The 15,557-nt window shown below is 31.4% G+C and carries 13 protein-coding genes and 1 tRNA gene; 5 read left to right on the top strand and 9 right to left on the bottom strand.

The window, feature by feature from the left end; translation table 11 throughout:
• Nucleotides 1–66 precede the first annotated feature (66 nt).
• Together E9099_RS07710 and E9099_RS07705 are read left to right on the top strand one after the other, a co-directional pair.
• Complete coding sequence (locus E9099_RS07710) at nt 67–2,814, top strand: PD-(D/E)XK nuclease family protein (RefSeq protein ID WP_136583086.1); 2,748 nt, start codon at nt 67–69, stop codon at nt 2,812–2,814.
• On the top strand, nt 2,814–3,653 hold the full coding sequence (locus tag E9099_RS07705; protein WP_136583085.1) for an alpha/beta hydrolase family protein: 840 nt from the start codon (nt 2,814–2,816) through the stop codon (nt 3,651–3,653). The genes E9099_RS07710 and E9099_RS07705 overlap by 1 nt, the downstream gene beginning before the upstream one ends.
• 3 nt (nt 3,654–3,656) lie before the next feature.
• Here the strand turns inward: E9099_RS07705 and E9099_RS07700 are convergent, their stop codons facing one another.
• The 6 genes from E9099_RS07700 to E9099_RS07675 form a co-directional block, all read right to left on the bottom strand.
• Nucleotides 3,657–4,175 (bottom strand): thioredoxin family protein, encoded by a 519-nt coding sequence (locus E9099_RS07700; protein ID WP_136583084.1) that lies wholly within the window; start codon nt 4,173–4,175, stop codon nt 3,657–3,659.
• Between the two features lie 3 nt (nt 4,176–4,178).
• Nucleotides 4,179–6,818, bottom strand: a complete 2,640-nt coding sequence (locus E9099_RS07695; protein WP_136583083.1) for a TonB-dependent receptor — start codon at nt 6,816–6,818, stop codon at nt 4,179–4,181.
• 5 nt (nt 6,819–6,823) lie between these two features.
• Nucleotides 6,824–7,507, bottom strand: a complete 684-nt coding sequence (locus tag E9099_RS07690) for a GLPGLI family protein (RefSeq protein ID WP_136583082.1) — start codon at nt 7,505–7,507, stop codon at nt 6,824–6,826.
• 229 nt (nt 7,508–7,736) lie between these two features.
• Nucleotides 7,737–8,420, bottom strand: coding sequence for a GLPGLI family protein (locus tag E9099_RS07685; protein ID WP_168800727.1), 684 nt, complete (start codon nt 8,418–8,420; stop codon nt 7,737–7,739).
• 447 nt (nt 8,421–8,867) lie between these two features.
• Nucleotides 8,868–8,941: transfer RNA gene (locus E9099_RS07680), tRNA-Ala, on the bottom strand.
• A gap of 5 nt (nt 8,942–8,946) precedes the next feature.
• Nucleotides 8,947–9,744, bottom strand: a complete 798-nt coding sequence (locus E9099_RS07675; RefSeq protein ID WP_136583080.1) for a universal stress protein — start codon at nt 9,742–9,744, stop codon at nt 8,947–8,949.
• 95 nt (nt 9,745–9,839) lie between these two features.
• On the opposite strand from E9099_RS07675, the gene E9099_RS07670 reads away from it, so the two are divergent.
• Nucleotides 9,840–11,174, top strand: coding sequence for an MATE family efflux transporter (locus E9099_RS07670; protein ID WP_136583079.1), 1,335 nt, complete (start codon nt 9,840–9,842; stop codon nt 11,172–11,174).
• A 275-nt stretch (nt 11,175–11,449) separates the two neighbouring features.
• Here E9099_RS07670 and E9099_RS07665 read toward each other — a convergent pair whose 3' ends face one another.
• The gene (locus E9099_RS07665; protein WP_136583078.1) at nt 11,450–12,091 is read right to left on the bottom strand and encodes a 2OG-Fe(II) oxygenase; all 642 of its coding nucleotides are present in this window, start codon (nt 12,089–12,091) and stop codon (nt 11,450–11,452) included.
• A gap of 92 nt (nt 12,092–12,183) precedes the next feature.
• Here E9099_RS07665 and E9099_RS07660 point away from each other — a divergent pair, with 92 nt between their 5' ends.
• Both E9099_RS07660 and E9099_RS07655 read left to right on the top strand, forming a co-directional pair.
• Complete coding sequence (locus E9099_RS07660; protein WP_090836912.1) at nt 12,184–12,636, top strand: 6-pyruvoyl trahydropterin synthase family protein; 453 nt, start codon at nt 12,184–12,186, stop codon at nt 12,634–12,636.
• Between the two features lie 135 nt (nt 12,637–12,771).
• Complete coding sequence (locus tag E9099_RS07655; RefSeq protein ID WP_136583077.1) at nt 12,772–13,530, top strand: UDP-2,3-diacylglucosamine diphosphatase; 759 nt, start codon at nt 12,772–12,774, stop codon at nt 13,528–13,530.
• A 40-nt stretch (nt 13,531–13,570) separates the two neighbouring features.
• On the opposite strand, the gene E9099_RS07650 is transcribed toward E9099_RS07655, so the two are convergent.
• Both E9099_RS07650 and E9099_RS07645 read right to left on the bottom strand, forming a co-directional pair.
• Nucleotides 13,571–14,230: a peptidoglycan-binding domain-containing protein gene (locus E9099_RS07650; protein ID WP_136583076.1), complete on the bottom strand. Its 660-nt coding sequence runs from the start codon at nt 14,228–14,230 to the stop codon at nt 13,571–13,573.
• A 51-nt stretch (nt 14,231–14,281) separates the two neighbouring features.
• Nucleotides 14,282–15,556, bottom strand: coding sequence for an MFS transporter (locus E9099_RS07645; RefSeq protein WP_136583075.1), 1,275 nt, complete (start codon nt 15,554–15,556; stop codon nt 14,282–14,284).
• Nucleotide 15,557 lies beyond the last annotated feature (1 nt).

The following is a 15,557-nucleotide window of genomic DNA, read 5'->3' as shown; positions in this document are numbered from 1 at the left end:
AAACCAAAACATTAAATTTTATAGAAAAACGCTTCGGGAAACCGAAGCGTTTTTTATTTTTATATAATGAGAAACTTTATTCAAGATGTACTAAATGATCTAAAGAAAAATGATGCAGACTTTAGTCAGCTTATTTTCATTTTACCAAGCAGAAGAGCTGGAGTATTCTTAAGACGAGAATTAAGTTTAATTATAAGTGAAACCATCTTCGCTCCAAAAATAGTGAGTATAGAGTCCTTTGTTGAGGAATTATCCCTACTAAAATCAGTATCAAACACAGAGCTTCTATTCGAATTTTACAATACTTACCTTGAATTAACTCCTTCGGCAGAACAAGAAAATTTTGAAACCTTTACAAAATGGGCACAAATAATTCTTCAAGACTTTAATGAGATTGATCGTTATCTGATTCCTCAAAAAAAGATATTTGACTATTTAAAAGCTATAAAAGACATTGAGCATTGGTCGTTACAAACAGAACAAACTGAAGTCGTTAGTAACTATCTCAAATTCTGGAATAAACTAGATTCTTACTACACCAACTTCACAAAAAGATTAATAACTCAAAATCAAGGTTATCAAGGTTTATTGTATCGCGAGGCATTTAATAACATACAAACATACATTAACGATACAAACCAAAAGCATATCTTTTTAGGCTTTAATGCCCTAAACGAAGCTGAAGAAAGTATCATTCAAGAATTACTACAAAACAACCTAGCTTCGGTGTATTGGGATACCGATAAAACATTTGTAGATAATCCCATTCATGATGCTGGCCTCTTTTTACGTCAGCATAAAAAATCCTGGAAACATTTTAAAACTAACCCATTTAACTGGACAAATAACAATTATACAGACCAAAAAAACATATCTGTATTTGGTGTGCCCAAAAACATTGGTCAAGCCAAAGCTATTGGTTCTATTTTAGAAGACTTATCAACACACGATGCTTCCCTCAAAAACACAGCAATAGTATTAGGCGATGAAAATTTACTAATACCCGTATTAAACTCAATACCAAATTCTGTTGACACCTTAAATATTACGATGGGATTTCCATTAAAAACGATACCATTAGCCTCTCTATTTGAGCATCTATTCACGCTACAGAAAAAAAATAGTACGACATTTTACTATAAAGATGTTATAAGCATTTTATCACATCAATACATACAGCCCTTATTTAAAAACAGTAATGCCGTAAATTTAATAGAAGTAATAAATAAAAACAATTTAGTCTATCTTACAGTAACTCAATTAAAATCAATTTGCGTAGAAGAATCAGAGCTTATAACACTACTATTTAGTAATTGGAGCAACAACCCTAACACAGGTTTAAATAGTTGCTTTACGATAATTAAAACAATAAAGGAGCACTTGTCGGTAGACAAGCAAGAAAATCAATTAGGATTAGAGTACCTATACCGCTTCAACATCCTATTTAACGAGGTTCTTAGACTAAACGAAACCTACAAGCACATAAAAGACATAAAAGGACTATACAGTATTTATAAAGAATTATTAAGCTCTGAAACACTAGACTTTCAAGGAGAGCCACTACAGGGACTTCAAATTATGGGAATGCTAGAGTCCCGAGTTTTAGATTTTGAAACGGTAATAATATCCAATGTCAATGAAGGTATTTTACCATCCGGAAAAACCAATAATTCATTTATCCCTTTTGATGTTAAGTTAGAAAACAAATTGCCTACGTATAAAGAAAAAGACGCGGTATACACCTACCACTTTTATCATTTACTACAACGCGCAAAAAAAGTTTACATACTTTATAACACAGAAATAGACACCTTAGTCGGAGGAGAAAAAAGTCGATTTATTAATCAGTTAGAATTGGAAAATATTCATCAAATAAATCATAAAATATTAACCCCCAAAGTTCCAAATTACCAAAAGGAATTAGCAATAATACCTAAAACGGAGTTAGTTATTTCTCAACTAAAAGAAATTGCTAGAAAAGGATTTTCACCTTCATCACTAACAAGTTATGTAAGAAACCCAATTGATTTTTATTACCAAAAATTATTAGGCATTTCTGACCTTGAAGAAGTAGAAGAAACTATCGCTGCCAATACACTAGGAACTGTCGTACACAATACTCTAGAAGCGTTATACCTGCCCTTTATAAATCAATTGCTAACAGTAGAAAAGGTAAAAGCTTTAATACCAAACATTGATAGTAATATAACCAAGTATTTTAAAGAAGAATACAAAGAAGGCGATATGACCAAAGGAAAAAACTTAATTGTTTTTGAAATAGCGAAACGCTATGTCCTTAATTTTTTGAATCTTGAAATCGATACGCTTAAAAAAGGTAATGCTATAAAGATAATCTCATTAGAAGCAAAAACAGAAAATATCTCTGTACAAATTGACGGATTAGACTTTCCGATTCAATTAAGAGGAACTGTAGATAGAATTGATGAATTTAATGGCGTTACACGAATAATAGATTATAAAACAGGGAAAGTTGATCAAAGCAAGGTATCCGTAATAGAATGGGACAAACTAATAACAGATTATGACAAATACAGTAAATCTTTTCAAGTTTTAATGTATGCTTATATGCTACATAAAAAAAACTTGACTAACCTTCCCTTAGAAGCTGGAATAATTTCATTTAAAAATTTAAGTGAAGGGTTTATTAAATTCACAAAAAAAGAAAGCTCACATAGTAAAAACAAAGACACGCTCATTACCGAAGAGACCTTAAAAGAATTTGAAATTCAACTTAAAAATTTAATTTTAGACATATTTAATTCAGAAATAGATTTTATCGAAAAAGAAGTATAATGACTCAAAAAAACCTTGTTCTAAACAGAAAAGACCAAAAACCTATTGTTTTTGATGTATTTTATAACAAAACAAATACACCAAAACCATTAGTTATTTTTTGTCATGGTTATAAAGGTTTTAAAGATTGGGGCGCCTGGGATCAAGTAGCAGAACAATTTAAAAATGCCGCTTTGTTTTTCGTTAAATTTAACTTCTCCCATAATGGTGGAACAATTGATCAACCTATTGATTTTCTAGATTTAGACGCTTTTGCAGAAAATAATTACAGTAAAGAACTACAAGACCTTGATGACTTAATTAACTTTCTACTTAGTCAAAACAATGACTATTTACTTGAAATAGACATTACTAATATCACGCTAATTGGACATTCCAGAGGTGGAGGAATAGCAACTATAAAAGCTTCAGAAGATTCTAGAATAACCAAATTAATAACTTGGGCTAGTGTTTGCGCCTTTGGAAAACGCACTTCCACAACGGGCGATTTAGAGCAATGGAAAAAAGAAGGTGTCAAGTATGTTTTAAACGGAAGAACAAAGCAACAAATGCCACATAATTATCAATTTTATTTAGATTACAAAGCCAACGAAGAGAGATTAAACATAGAACACTGCTGTAAGAAAATAAAAGTTCCACATTTAATAATTCATGCTGAAGATGACCCATCGGTTAAATTTGAAGAAGCTATAAATCTTCATAAATGGAATCCAAATAGTAATTTAAGAAAATTAGAAAATAGTAATCACGTCTTTGATAGTAAACATCCATGGCAAGAAAAAGAACTTCCTAGAGCTTTAAAACAAGTTTTGAAGGAAACCATTTGCTTTATAACTTAAAAGCTAATCCTCATAAAAATGTTTGTACGTTTTCCCTGATATAATTTTAAAAATATCCTCTTCAAGGCTTTCCATAGGATACTCAACAAAACGTCCTAATTCTTTATTGTCTCTATAAAAAATAAAAGTTGGAACCTTAATAATATTATAGCCTTTTGTTAATCCCTTAGCCTTTTTATTATGGTTTACTGCTATCATTTCTAAATTACTCTCATCAAAATCGACTTCCTTTAACAGTTTATAAAAAACTGGTAGTTCTCGTTTACTATCTCCACACCAAACCCCCATAAATGCCTTAATTTTCACATCTTTAATATGCTTTTTAATGTTTAAAACAACCACTTCACTAAAGGTTACTCTTTCATATTTAGGGCTAAACCAGTTTTTATAGGGTAGTGCTTCTAATACACTTTTATCAATAATGCCTGTTACTATTTTATTTTCGTTTTTAACGACAGGTTTAGATCCAGCACAAGACACTAAAGTTGTAATTAATAGTATTACTACAAAATTTTTCAACATTTTTTATAATTTATAAGTTATTTTACCCAGTATTGTTCTTGGGAAAACATACGTTCTAGTCTCATTAAATAAAACATCTGTTAAACTAGAGTTTATTTTAACCCTACTATCACTTATATTGTTTGCCTTAATTTCGAAGCCCCAAGCACTATCTTCTTTTTGATAAAAAACAGAAGCGTTAATTTGATTAAATGAATTATTTGTATTTGATGCTTTATTAGTATAATAATCATATATGTTTTCTGTCAAAAAAGTCCAATTACCCATCTCATAATCTATAGCTAAATCTATTTTTGTATTATTAGAAACACTCTCAAATAACGTCGTTTTGTTATCACTATAAGTATGACTTATAGTAGCATCCACATTAGGACCATTTATATAAACAGACCTAAACGATGCTCTACCTGTATACCTATTATTTGTAGCTTTTGTTTCTAACTCATTTAATATACTTATATAATTATTATTGCTAAAATTGGTGCTTAACCAGGCTTTCCAATATTTATAATTATAATATAATCTTACATCTGCAGAAAATTCTTTCTCTGGATTAGTTAAATTAACAGGCGTATTTGAAGTGTAAATACCATTATTTAAAATAGAGAGGTTTTTAATTTTATCTTTAATTATCTTATACCTTAGTGTAGGATAAAAACTCCAGCCATAAGTTTGAGTTTTTCTAAACGATACTCTTAAATCATGATAATAGCTATCATTTAAACCTAACTGTCCTGCATAAATAGCATTAAAACTTGTTAGTTGCTTTGCGGTACTTAACAGTGTATAAGTTGGTTGCTTATTTGATAAGCTATAATTAAAACTAAGTTGTTTATTTGCTGTAATATCCCAATCTATAGTTAAGTTTGGTAAAAGTATTTTATGGTTTTTATTGTTCTCCAAAGCAAACTGATTATTAAACCTATTATAATTTAAATACTCCAACTTAAGTGTTAAAAAAGCATTACCAATCAAACGTTTATATTCTGTAGTAAAAGCTGTAAAAACTTCTTTATTATAATTTTTATTTTCAAAATCTATAAATTCAGAAACTCCATTCGGGTTAAATTGGTATAAATTTGACTGAAAATTATTTATAAACAATTCGTTTTTAAAGCTTAAAAACAAATGATTTTTAGGGTTTATAATCCAAAAATGTTTAAAAAAACTATTAATTTTAAATGTTTCTAAAGATGATTGTTGATAAACCTTTATAATGTCACTGTCTTCGATAGCTAAAGCATTGGAAAAAATATTTTCATCACTACTCCAGTATTGTTCTTCATTATTTTTTGAAAACAACACATTAAATTTAGCTTGAGACGTGTGAAATTTCGAAAACTGTTTTTCTATTCTAAAATTAGATTTATAAGTAAAATTATCGATACTATCATTTGTTGCATAATTTATATTCCGAGAGGTAATGTCGCTATTGGTTTGATTAAAATTATTAGCAGATGAAAGCTCTATTCTATTTTCAAATTTAATTCGAGTCGTTTCGTTAGGTCTAGATTTTAATTGAATTTTACCTAATAACATGTTTTGCTTTAGGCTTCCAAGCGTTTCTCTGTCCTCATTTACAGCGGTCCCTAAATAATTTTGAGATTGGTTAATTTGAGACTCTGAATGGTCACCTACACCAATTACAAATGCACTCCACTCGTTTTTTTTATTTGTATTAATTTGAACATTTAAACCACCAAATAGGTGTTTATTATTATAGAAATTATCATCAACTAGTAAACGCAATATAGGAGAGGTGTAAAAAGATGAAAAATCGCCTACATCAAAACCGCCTTCGTAATTAATATAATCTTTTAACGTAAACGATTTTTTACCCACATTATTAATATCACCTATAAAATTATAATTTATTTTAGGTGAGTATTTAAATACTGTGGGATGAAACACATATCTATCTTTTGTATCGCTACCAGCTTCTAAATCGCCAAAAATAAATTCCTTTTTATCCTTTTTAAGGCTTATATTTAAAGCTACTTCTTTAGATTCCTCAAAGCCTTTTAACAAATCACTTTCATGATAATCTTCTATAACCTGTATTTCATAAATTACATCTGCAGGTATGTTGTTAACCGCTAATTTACTATCTCCTGTAAAAAAGGTTTTATTGTCTACTAATACAGTTGTTACTTTCTTACCTTTTACGGTTACATTTCCTTTTCTATCAACGTCAACACCTGGTAATTTTTTAAGTACTTGACGCAGTTTACGTTCTTTACCGTTAGTAAAAGCATCTGCTCTATACGTTGTGGTATCTTTTTTAACTATAACAGGCTCTTTATAGTTTATAACTATTTCTTCTAATTGATTAGGATCTACTTGTAAAACAAAGTTTTGTACACTATTTTCTTCTATTATAACCACTTCTTGTTTTAAGGTAATAAACCCAATAAAACTTAATGTAAATTTATAACTAGCATTAGGTGTTAGCTGTAAACTATACTCTCCTTTTGTATTAGAAACCGTATAAGAAAACTTAGCGCCTTCTGTTATGGGTTTTGCAATAATATGAACATCTGGCAAAACACCTGAAGCACTGCTTAACTTTCCTGAAATGGTTACCTGGCCATAACTACTATATGATATTGTAAAAATTATAATAATTAAAGAAATAATCTTCATATAAATTAATCTTCAGTAACCTTTCTCAACTTACGTAATTTAAGTGCAAATTCTTTTGGTGTTACACGTTCTGCTTCTTTAAGTTTTGGGATGTCAACTTTTTTAGGGTTTAATGTCATTTCTTGCACTGTATATTCATAACTATCAGCAACAATAAGTTGCAAAATTAATCCTGGCAAATAACCTTCTCCAATAGGACCGTAGGGCACAGAAACATCTGGTGTATACCAGGCTACAAAAGTATAAAACTCTAGTGTCCTCTCATTTAACTGGTTTCTGGTTGCTTTGTAACATTCATAACCATCAATAGTTTTAGTTTGATTTGTTAATTCCCAATCTGCTAGATTCATTTTATCGTGAACTATTTGATAATCATCTGCTTGCACTTTAGAAATAATAATAGATTCTTTTTGAATTGGATATTGAAACCAAGGACCAATGTAGCCCACTGTAGCAGAAGCCATCAAGTGATTTAAAGAATTTAACGGGATACTCTTGTCTTGTTTAAAGTAAGAGAACTCTTTATTATAACTTAAAGTAAAACTCATTAAATCTAATTCTTTGTTTACCTCAACTATAAGTTCGTGTTGTTTCTCTGGTTTTTTATATCTTTTTACTTTATAACTAATTATTCCCGTTTGAGCTAAAGCACTGCAAGACAACAGACTTAAAATTAAAAAAAATTTCATCTTTATATATTTAAAATTTAATACCGTTGATTGTTATGCCATATCTTAAGTCAACAAATACAGTATTGACCAGGTTGTTTAACTTGTAATTACCCATAGGAAGACTAAATGTAATAAAAAACATTAACCTTAAATTAAATGTAGTAATAAATTGAGAAGTTTAGTTTCTTATTGTAAAAGTTTAGATATTAACTCGATTATAATTAAGTTTTGTAAATACATTGCAAAATTAATCTTCAGTAACCTTTCTCAACTTACGTATTTTAAGTGCAAATTCTTTTGGTGTTACACGTTCTGCTACTTTAAGTTTTGGGATGTCAACTTTTTTAGGGTTTAATGTCATTTCTTGCACTGTATATTCATAACTATCAGCAACAATAAGTTGCAAAATTAATCCTGGCAAATAACCTTCTCCAATAGGACCGTAGGGCACAGAAACATCTGGTGTATACCAGGCTACCAAAGTATAAAACTCTAGTGTCCTATCATTTAACTGGCTTCTGGTTGCTTTGTAACATTCATAACCATCAATAGTTTTAGTTTCATTTGTTAATTCCCAATTTTCTAGATTCATTTTATCGTGAACTATTTGATAATCCTCTGCTTGCACTTTAGAAATAATAATAGATTCTTTTTGAATTGGATATTGAAACCAAGGACCCATGTAGCGCACTGTAGCAGAAGCTATCAAGTGATTTAAAGAATTTAACGGGATGCTCTTGTCTTGTTTAAAGTGAGAAAATTCTTTGTTATAACTTAAAGTGAAACTCATTAAATCATATTCTTTATTTACCTCAACTACAAGTTCGTGTTGTTTCTCTGGTTTTTTATATCTTTTTACTTTGTAACTAACTATTCCGGTTTGAGCTAAAGCACTGCAAGACAACAGACTTAAAATTAAAAAAAATTTCATCTTTATATATTTAAAATTTAATACCGTTGATTGTTGTGCCATATCTTAAGTCAACAAATACAGTATTGACCAGCTTGTTTAATTTGTAATAGGAAAACTAAATGTAATAAAAAACATTAACCTTAAATTAAATGTAGTAATAAATTGAGAAGTTTAGATATTACCTCAATTATAATTAAGTTTTGTAAATACATTGCAAAATTAATCTTCAACAACCTTAATTAGTCTAAAGATAAATTCGCTATTCCAGTACTAAAACTAGTGATTTCTAAACCAATTTTATCATTAAAAGAGACTGCTGTATTAGCAAATATATTAATGCACTCAACTTCTTGTTATTGTTTGAATAGCCTAAATTTACATAGGTGTGTTAAATGGATTTTTAGACAAACTACCAAAACAACTTCAGACTGCAACAACTATCAAAATAAAGTATATTAAAAAAAGTGGAGCATAAGGGAGTCGAACCCTTGACCTCTTGGCTGCCAGCCAAACGCTCTAGCCAACTGAGCTAATGCCCCAAATATTATTTTAATCCACTAAGCACTAATACGGGAAAATTAGAGACATAAAACTCCTTTTTAAGAATACTATTTTTCTCCCACATTTTTGTAAAAAAACCTCTTTTACGCCTTACAACACATAGCATGTCTGGATTAAACTCTTTATAATGTTCTAAAACCCCCTGAAATGTCGTTGCATTCTCAGTCTCTTTAATAGACGTTATTTCTGATTTTAAATCATCCCCAATTTTAAAATCCTTTTGAGAATGAAAAGGCGTTTTAACCAACAATAAGTTTAATGTGGCATTAAAATGGCTTTTTAAATTCATTAATGGTTCTAATGCGTCCGTTTTATTTATTACTGCCGACTTAAGAGCAAATAAAACAGAATTAATAGGCTTATAAACAAAACCTTCAGGAACAATCAAAGCAGGAATATTAGTTTGTTTTATAATTTTCCCGGACGTCTTCCCTAGGTAAACATCCTTCTTTTTGGAGTTTACTCTTGGTTCCAATAAAATTAAATCAATATCTAAATCTCTAGATACCAAATCTATGGTCTCGACCAATTTACCTTTAAAGGCTTTTTTAATAACCTCTACATTTTTGGTATTTACCTTAGATACATGATGGTTTAAAAAATCCAAACTTTCACGTTCCAAAATTTCATCTACTTTAATCATAGTACCTGACATCGTGTATACATTATAAATTTGTATCACATAAATCTTTGCCCCAAAAGCCTCAGCAAAATCTACTGCGTATTGCAAATGACTTTGTGCGTTTTTTGAAGACCCAACAGGAACTAAAATAGATTTCATATATAGTAAATTTAGAAATCAAAAATACAGATTTTTATTCACAAAAACTTCCATTATCTTTTACGACCTTTACAAAACCAATCCTAAGATCTATTTTGAGTACTTCTATTAGTTTAAAACATATAAATAAACTAGCCATTCCCGCCTTAATAGCAGGAATATCAGAACCCATTCTATCTTTAACAGATGCCGCAGTCGTTGGAAATGTACAAATTAACCCAACAGAAGCTTTAGCCGCAATTGGAATAGTCACCACTTTTTTATCCATGCTAATTTGGGTTTTAGGACAAACGCGCAGTGCTATCTCGTCAATAATCTCACAACATGTTGGCGCAAACAGTTTAGACAAAGTTAAAGATTTACCCGCCCAAGCCATCTTGTTAATTACCTCACTAAGCTTAGTTATTATTGCAACCACCTACCCATTTGCTTCCCAGATATTTACACTTTATAACGCCTCCGATTTAATTTTAGATTACAGTATCGATTATTATAAAATCAGAGTCTTTGGATTTCCGTTCACCTTATTTGTAATTGCCGTATTTGGAACTTTTAGAGGACTCCAAAACACATTCTACCCTATGATAATTGCAATTATAGGAGCAGGATTAAATGTACTATTAGACTTTGCTTTTGTTTATGGTATCGAAGGAATAATAGATCCCATGCATATTAAAGGCGCAGCATACGCCAGTGTTATTGCTCAAATAATAATGGCTATAATATCCGCTTACTTATTATTAACCAAAACCACTATCCCACTTCGTATTACACTGCCTTTAAACAAACAGATTGGTAATTTTACGATAATGATTTTAAACCTTTTTGTGCGCACGTTAGCTTTAAACATCACCTTATATTTTGCAACAAAATATGCTACAGGTTACGGTAAAAATTACATCGCAGCCTACACTATCGCCATAAATTTATGGTTTTTAGGCGCATTTATAATTGATGGATATGCCAGTGCCGGAAACATATTATCTGGAAAACTATTAGGTAATAAAAACTATAAAGCACTACTTAAACTAAGTGAAAGACTAATAAAATATGGCGTAGCCTTAGGGATATTAATTGCTGTCCTAGGCGGCATATTTTATTATCCCATCGGGCATATTTTCACGCAAAAACGAGAGGTTTTAAAAGAATTTTACAACATTTTCTGGATTGTTTTAGCCATGCAGCCCCTATGTGCCATAGCTTTTATCTTTGACGGTATGTTTAAAGGTTTAGGAAAAATGAAAGACCTTCGCAACTTATTACTACTATCCACTATTTTTGTCTTTTTACCTGTACTTTTTATCGCAGACCATTTTAATCTTAAACTATACGGCATATTTATAGCCTTCACCTTTTGGATTATAGCGCGTGGTTTTCCGTTAATTATAAAATTTAGAAAACAATTTTCCCCTCTTGCACAAAACAATTAACTTTACACCCTAATACTATCTTATGTTTTTAAGCTTACTGCAAGTCACAATAGAAGAAAAACTTAAAAGTGCACCCAATGAAAATTACCAAACAGGCATACTCATAGCGACTTATCTTCCTGTACTTGTTTTAATAATCTTAGCCACATTACTTTACTTATATAATAAAAACAGAAATAAAGATCAATAATATTATGAGCAATTTACTTTTCCCCCTATTAGCATTATTTGTAATACTAGCATACTTCTACAACAAGTTTCGCAACCGCAGATAATTAGCGTGTTTTTAGCCAACCAGTAATACTTAATCTTTTAGTATTTACTGGTTTGACTTCGTGTTCTAAAATTTGACTCTCAAAAATCACCACACGACCCGGAAAAGGATACACAACCTTCTCTACCTCCTGCCCATTATCATCTAAATACAATACCAATTCGCCACCATTTTCTGGTTGCCAATCTTCGTGATTTAAATAACACACAAAAGACAGCTTACGTCTATCGTCGTTTTTAAAGGTATCTAAATGGCGCTTATAAAACGTCGCTTTAGGATAAATAGCATAATGAAACTCCTTATGTAAAATCCCCAAAAAACACGTTTTATTTAAGTAGCCAACCAAGTCATTAATCTTATTAAAAAATAAAGACTCAGCATAATTAGATTTAGCCTCTTCAATCCATAAAATCACGTCACCTCTAATAGTTTTAACGATAAGCTCGTCAAACTTATTACCAATAGCAGACTTCTTAAAAGCATCTTCTTCATGTTTTTCAAGTATAGAGGCTCTTAACACATCAACCTCTTCAACAGAGAAAAAATCGTCAACAATCGCGTATTTCTGTTTGCCAATAGCATCTATGATTTGCTCATAAAGCGGATTTTCAACAAAATCTAAAGCTTCAAAAAGCTGACTCATAGTCTATTTATATTTAAAAAAGTGAGCAAATGTAACCTATTAACCGTTCGCTTTTACAAATTCAATATCTTTGCAAACTAAATACTTGGTTAATGAGCAATATTCGTATTACAAAACAATTCACTTTTGAGACAGGACACGCACTTTATGGTTATGACGGAAAGTGTAAAAATGTACACGGACACAGTTACAAATTAGACGTTACCGTAATCGGGACACCAATCTCTGACTCCGATAACGCAAAATTCGGGATGGTTATAGATTTTACAGATCTTAAAAAAATAGTAAAAGAAGAAATTGTAGACGTCTTTGATCACGCCACAGTATTTAACAAAAACACACCACACGTCGAGCTTGCCAAAGAGCTAAAAGACAGAGACCACAATGTGTTACTGGTAGATTATCAGCCAACCAGCGAAATGATGGTGATTGATTTTGCACAAAAAATAAAAAACCGCTTACCAAACGCAATCAAATTACACTCCCTAAAACTATCCGAAACCGCAACCAGTTATGCCCAATGGTATGCTAGCGATAATGGATAAATAATATGGGCGTTACCACAAGGGTCGTGCTTTCACTACTCGCTCTCTGCGAGGAGCTCAGACAGACCGTTCAATCACTAACGCGCTTATCCGTTAACGATAGGCATTATCAAGAATTAAGTACCTTTATACAGTATGCAAATTCCAAAAGGAAAAAAAATATATTTCGCCTCAGACAATCATTTAGGCGCACCAACAAAAGAGCTATCCTTACCACGCGAAAAAAAGTTTGTCGCCTGGTTAGACATGGTAAAAGAAGATGCAGCAGCTATTTTCTTATTAGGAGATATGTTTGATTTTTGGATGGAATACAAACGTGTGATACCAAAAGGATTTACAAGAACATTAGGTAAACTTGCCGAAATTAGTGACTCCGGAATCCCAATCTATTACTTTGTAGGTAACCATGATTTATGGATGGATGGCTATTTTGAAGAAGAATTAAACATCCCAGTTTACCACAAACCAAAAGAATTCACCTTTAACAATAAAACCTTTTTTATAGGGCACGGAGACGGTTTAGGACCAGAAGACAAAGGGTATAAACGCATGAAAAAAGTGTTTACCAATCCTGTTGCTAAATGGTTATTTCAACGTTTATTACACCCCGATTTTGCCTTGCGTTTAGGACAATACATGTCCGTTAAAAACAAAATGATCTCTGGAGACGATGATGCTAAATTTTTAGGAGACGATAAAGAGTGGCTAGTGCAATACTGCAAACGCAAATTAGAGACTAAACATCGCGATTATTTTGTCTTTGGGCACAGACACTTACCTTTAAATATAGACCTTGGTAATGATTCTAAATACGTTAATCTAGGCGATTGGATACAGTACTTTACTTATGGGGTTTTTGATGGCGAAAACATGGCGTTAAAGGAATACAATTAAATAGATACAAAATCAACACTTTCAATTAAAAAAAGTTGATTTAATCTAGTAAAGCCTCTAGAGTTAATTGATCAATATTGCCATCCACAAATAAGTTAGCTTTAGTTTCAAAATCTAAAATTGCTTTTTCTGTTATAGATTTATACACACCATCCAAAGGTATATCGTAACCTTTTTTTACTAACAATTTTTGCACCTCATAAATAAAAGCACTTTTCTCCCCAGACCGTAAGTAGGCCCTAGGTAATTCTGACAATAATCTGTCTCGAAACTTATCCGCTTCTAATTGTTTATTATAGGCTTCTTCTGTTAAGCCTGTATTTTCAAAAAGTTGAACGCCTTTATTAGAGAACCCTTTATCTTTTAGTCGTTTGGACTGTTCTAATTTAACTTCATAGAATTTAACCTTAGCCCTTTTATTAGCATAACTATCAACAGCTAGAACTGTTTCTGCTTCCTCATTTTCGGGACTAATAACATCAATACCATTAGCACTCCATTGCATAGTAATATAAGCATTCAAACTTTGAATAGCGTCATGGTAACCAAACACAACCTCTTGATCATAATAATCAATATCAATCATTTGACTGACGTTATAATTTGTGTTTTCAGGATTAAAACGCTGATACGTTTTGTATTGATTGTACGCAAAAATTGAAATGATAATTACAATTATAGCGATAAGTAATTTTTTCATTTAGAGATGTTGTTTAAAGGAACAACAAAGATAATCTAAAAACAAATAGGTCTACTCCTCTTCTTTTTCATGATCCTCAATATCCTTAGTTAAATCTAAGTTTCTCAAGGTTTTATTTTTTGCACCAATAGCAACTACGGTTAACAACGTCATGACACCTCCAAAAATCACAGCTCTAGCAGCACCACCCAAATACTTGGCAGCAATACCACTTTCAAAAGCACCAAGCTCATTAGACGATCCCACAAACATACTGTTTACAGAGGCTACACGTCCACGCATGTGATCAGGCGTTTTTAATTGTAATATGGTTTGACGTATCACCATGGATACACCATCCGTTACACCCGAAAAGAACAAAGCTAAGACGCTAACCCAGAATAATTCTGACATTCCAAAAATGATAATACAAATTCCAAATCCAAATATAGAAATCAGTAATTTTTTTCCAGCGTTTTTGCTAACAGGCAAATAGGTAGTTATAAACATCGTTAAAATACTACCTATGGATACGGACGCGTTAAGCACACCAAAACCATTAGGTCCAACGTGTAAAATATCCTGTGCAAAAACAGACAATAAAGCGACTGCACCACCAAATAAAACCGCAATCATATCTAAAGATAAAGCCCCTAAAATAGCTTTATTATTAAACACAAACTGAAGTCCAACTTTTAGACTGTCCTTTACAGACTCGCCAATCTTAGGATTTAAAATAGGCTTCTTTTCTATCTGAAAAGTAATAACAAAAGCCAAAGCCACCAATACAAACACAATACACAGCGTACTGGCAACACCAATCCAACCTATAAAAAAACCGCCAAATAACGCTCCTAAAACGGTTGCTGCTTTCCAGGTACTACTACTCCAAGTCGCTGCATTAGGATAAATCTTTTTTGGTACCAATAAAGCTATTAAAGAAAAAATAGTCGGGCCAAAAAACGAACGTAAAAAACCACCAAAAAAGACCAACGCATAAATACAATACAAAATGGTATTCGTTTCCCAGTTGGCTACAATTTTGTCCCAAGTCAATAAAAACAAGCCCAAACTAATTAACGAAAACGCTGCAATACATAGCGCTAAAAGATTTCGTTTTTCTTTTTGGTCCACAATATGTCCCGCAAATAAAGCCATAGAAAATGCTGGAATAATTTCCATCAGTCCAATTAACCCCAAATACAAAGGATCTTTTGTCAATGTGTAGACTTCCCATTCAATTACAATAAATTGCATGGACCAACCAAAAACTAAAGCAAATCGTAGCAATAAAAAGATATTAAACTCTCTTATTCTTAGTGCTGCATATGGATCATTTTTAGCCATA

It is taken from the genome of Psychroserpens sp. NJDZ02 (assembly GCF_004843725.1).
Classification (GTDB): Bacteria; Bacteroidota; Bacteroidia; order Flavobacteriales; family Flavobacteriaceae; genus Olleya.
This window is presented reverse-complemented; position numbering and strand designations above follow the sequence as displayed.

Bases quoted from the DNA above. Each gene is read 5' to 3' on its own strand.
- E9099_RS07710 (WP_136583086.1), top strand. From the start codon at position 67: ATGAGAAACTTTATTCAAGATGTACTAAATGATCTAAAGAAAAATGAT.
- E9099_RS07705 (WP_136583085.1), top strand. From the start codon at position 2,814: ATGACTCAAAAAAACCTTGTTCTAAACAGAAAAGACCAAAAACCTATT.
- E9099_RS07700 (WP_136583084.1), bottom strand. From the start codon at position 4,175: ATGTTGAAAAATTTTGTAGTAATACTATTAATTACAACTTTAGTGTCT.
- E9099_RS07695 (WP_136583083.1), bottom strand. From the start codon at position 6,818: ATGAAGATTATTTCTTTAATTATTATAATTTTTACAATATCATATAGT.
- E9099_RS07690 (WP_136583082.1), bottom strand. From the start codon at position 7,507: ATGAAATTTTTTTTAATTTTAAGTCTGTTGTCTTGCAGTGCTTTAGCT.
- E9099_RS07685 (WP_168800727.1), bottom strand. From the start codon at position 8,420: ATGAAATTTTTTTTAATTTTAAGTCTGTTGTCTTGCAGTGCTTTAGCT.
- E9099_RS07675 (WP_136583080.1), bottom strand. From the start codon at position 9,744: ATGAAATCTATTTTAGTTCCTGTTGGGTCTTCAAAAAACGCACAAAGT.
- E9099_RS07665 (WP_136583078.1), bottom strand. From the start codon at position 12,091: ATGAGTCAGCTTTTTGAAGCTTTAGATTTTGTTGAAAATCCGCTTTAT.
- E9099_RS07660 (WP_090836912.1), top strand. From the start codon at position 12,184: ATGAGCAATATTCGTATTACAAAACAATTCACTTTTGAGACAGGACAC.
- E9099_RS07655 (WP_136583077.1), top strand. From the start codon at position 12,772: ATGCAAATTCCAAAAGGAAAAAAAATATATTTCGCCTCAGACAATCAT.
- E9099_RS07650 (WP_136583076.1), bottom strand. From the start codon at position 14,230: ATGAAAAAATTACTTATCGCTATAATTGTAATTATCATTTCAATTTTT.
- E9099_RS07645 (WP_136583075.1), bottom strand. From the start codon at position 15,556: ATGGCTAAAAATGATCCATATGCAGCACTAAGAATAAGAGAGTTTAAT.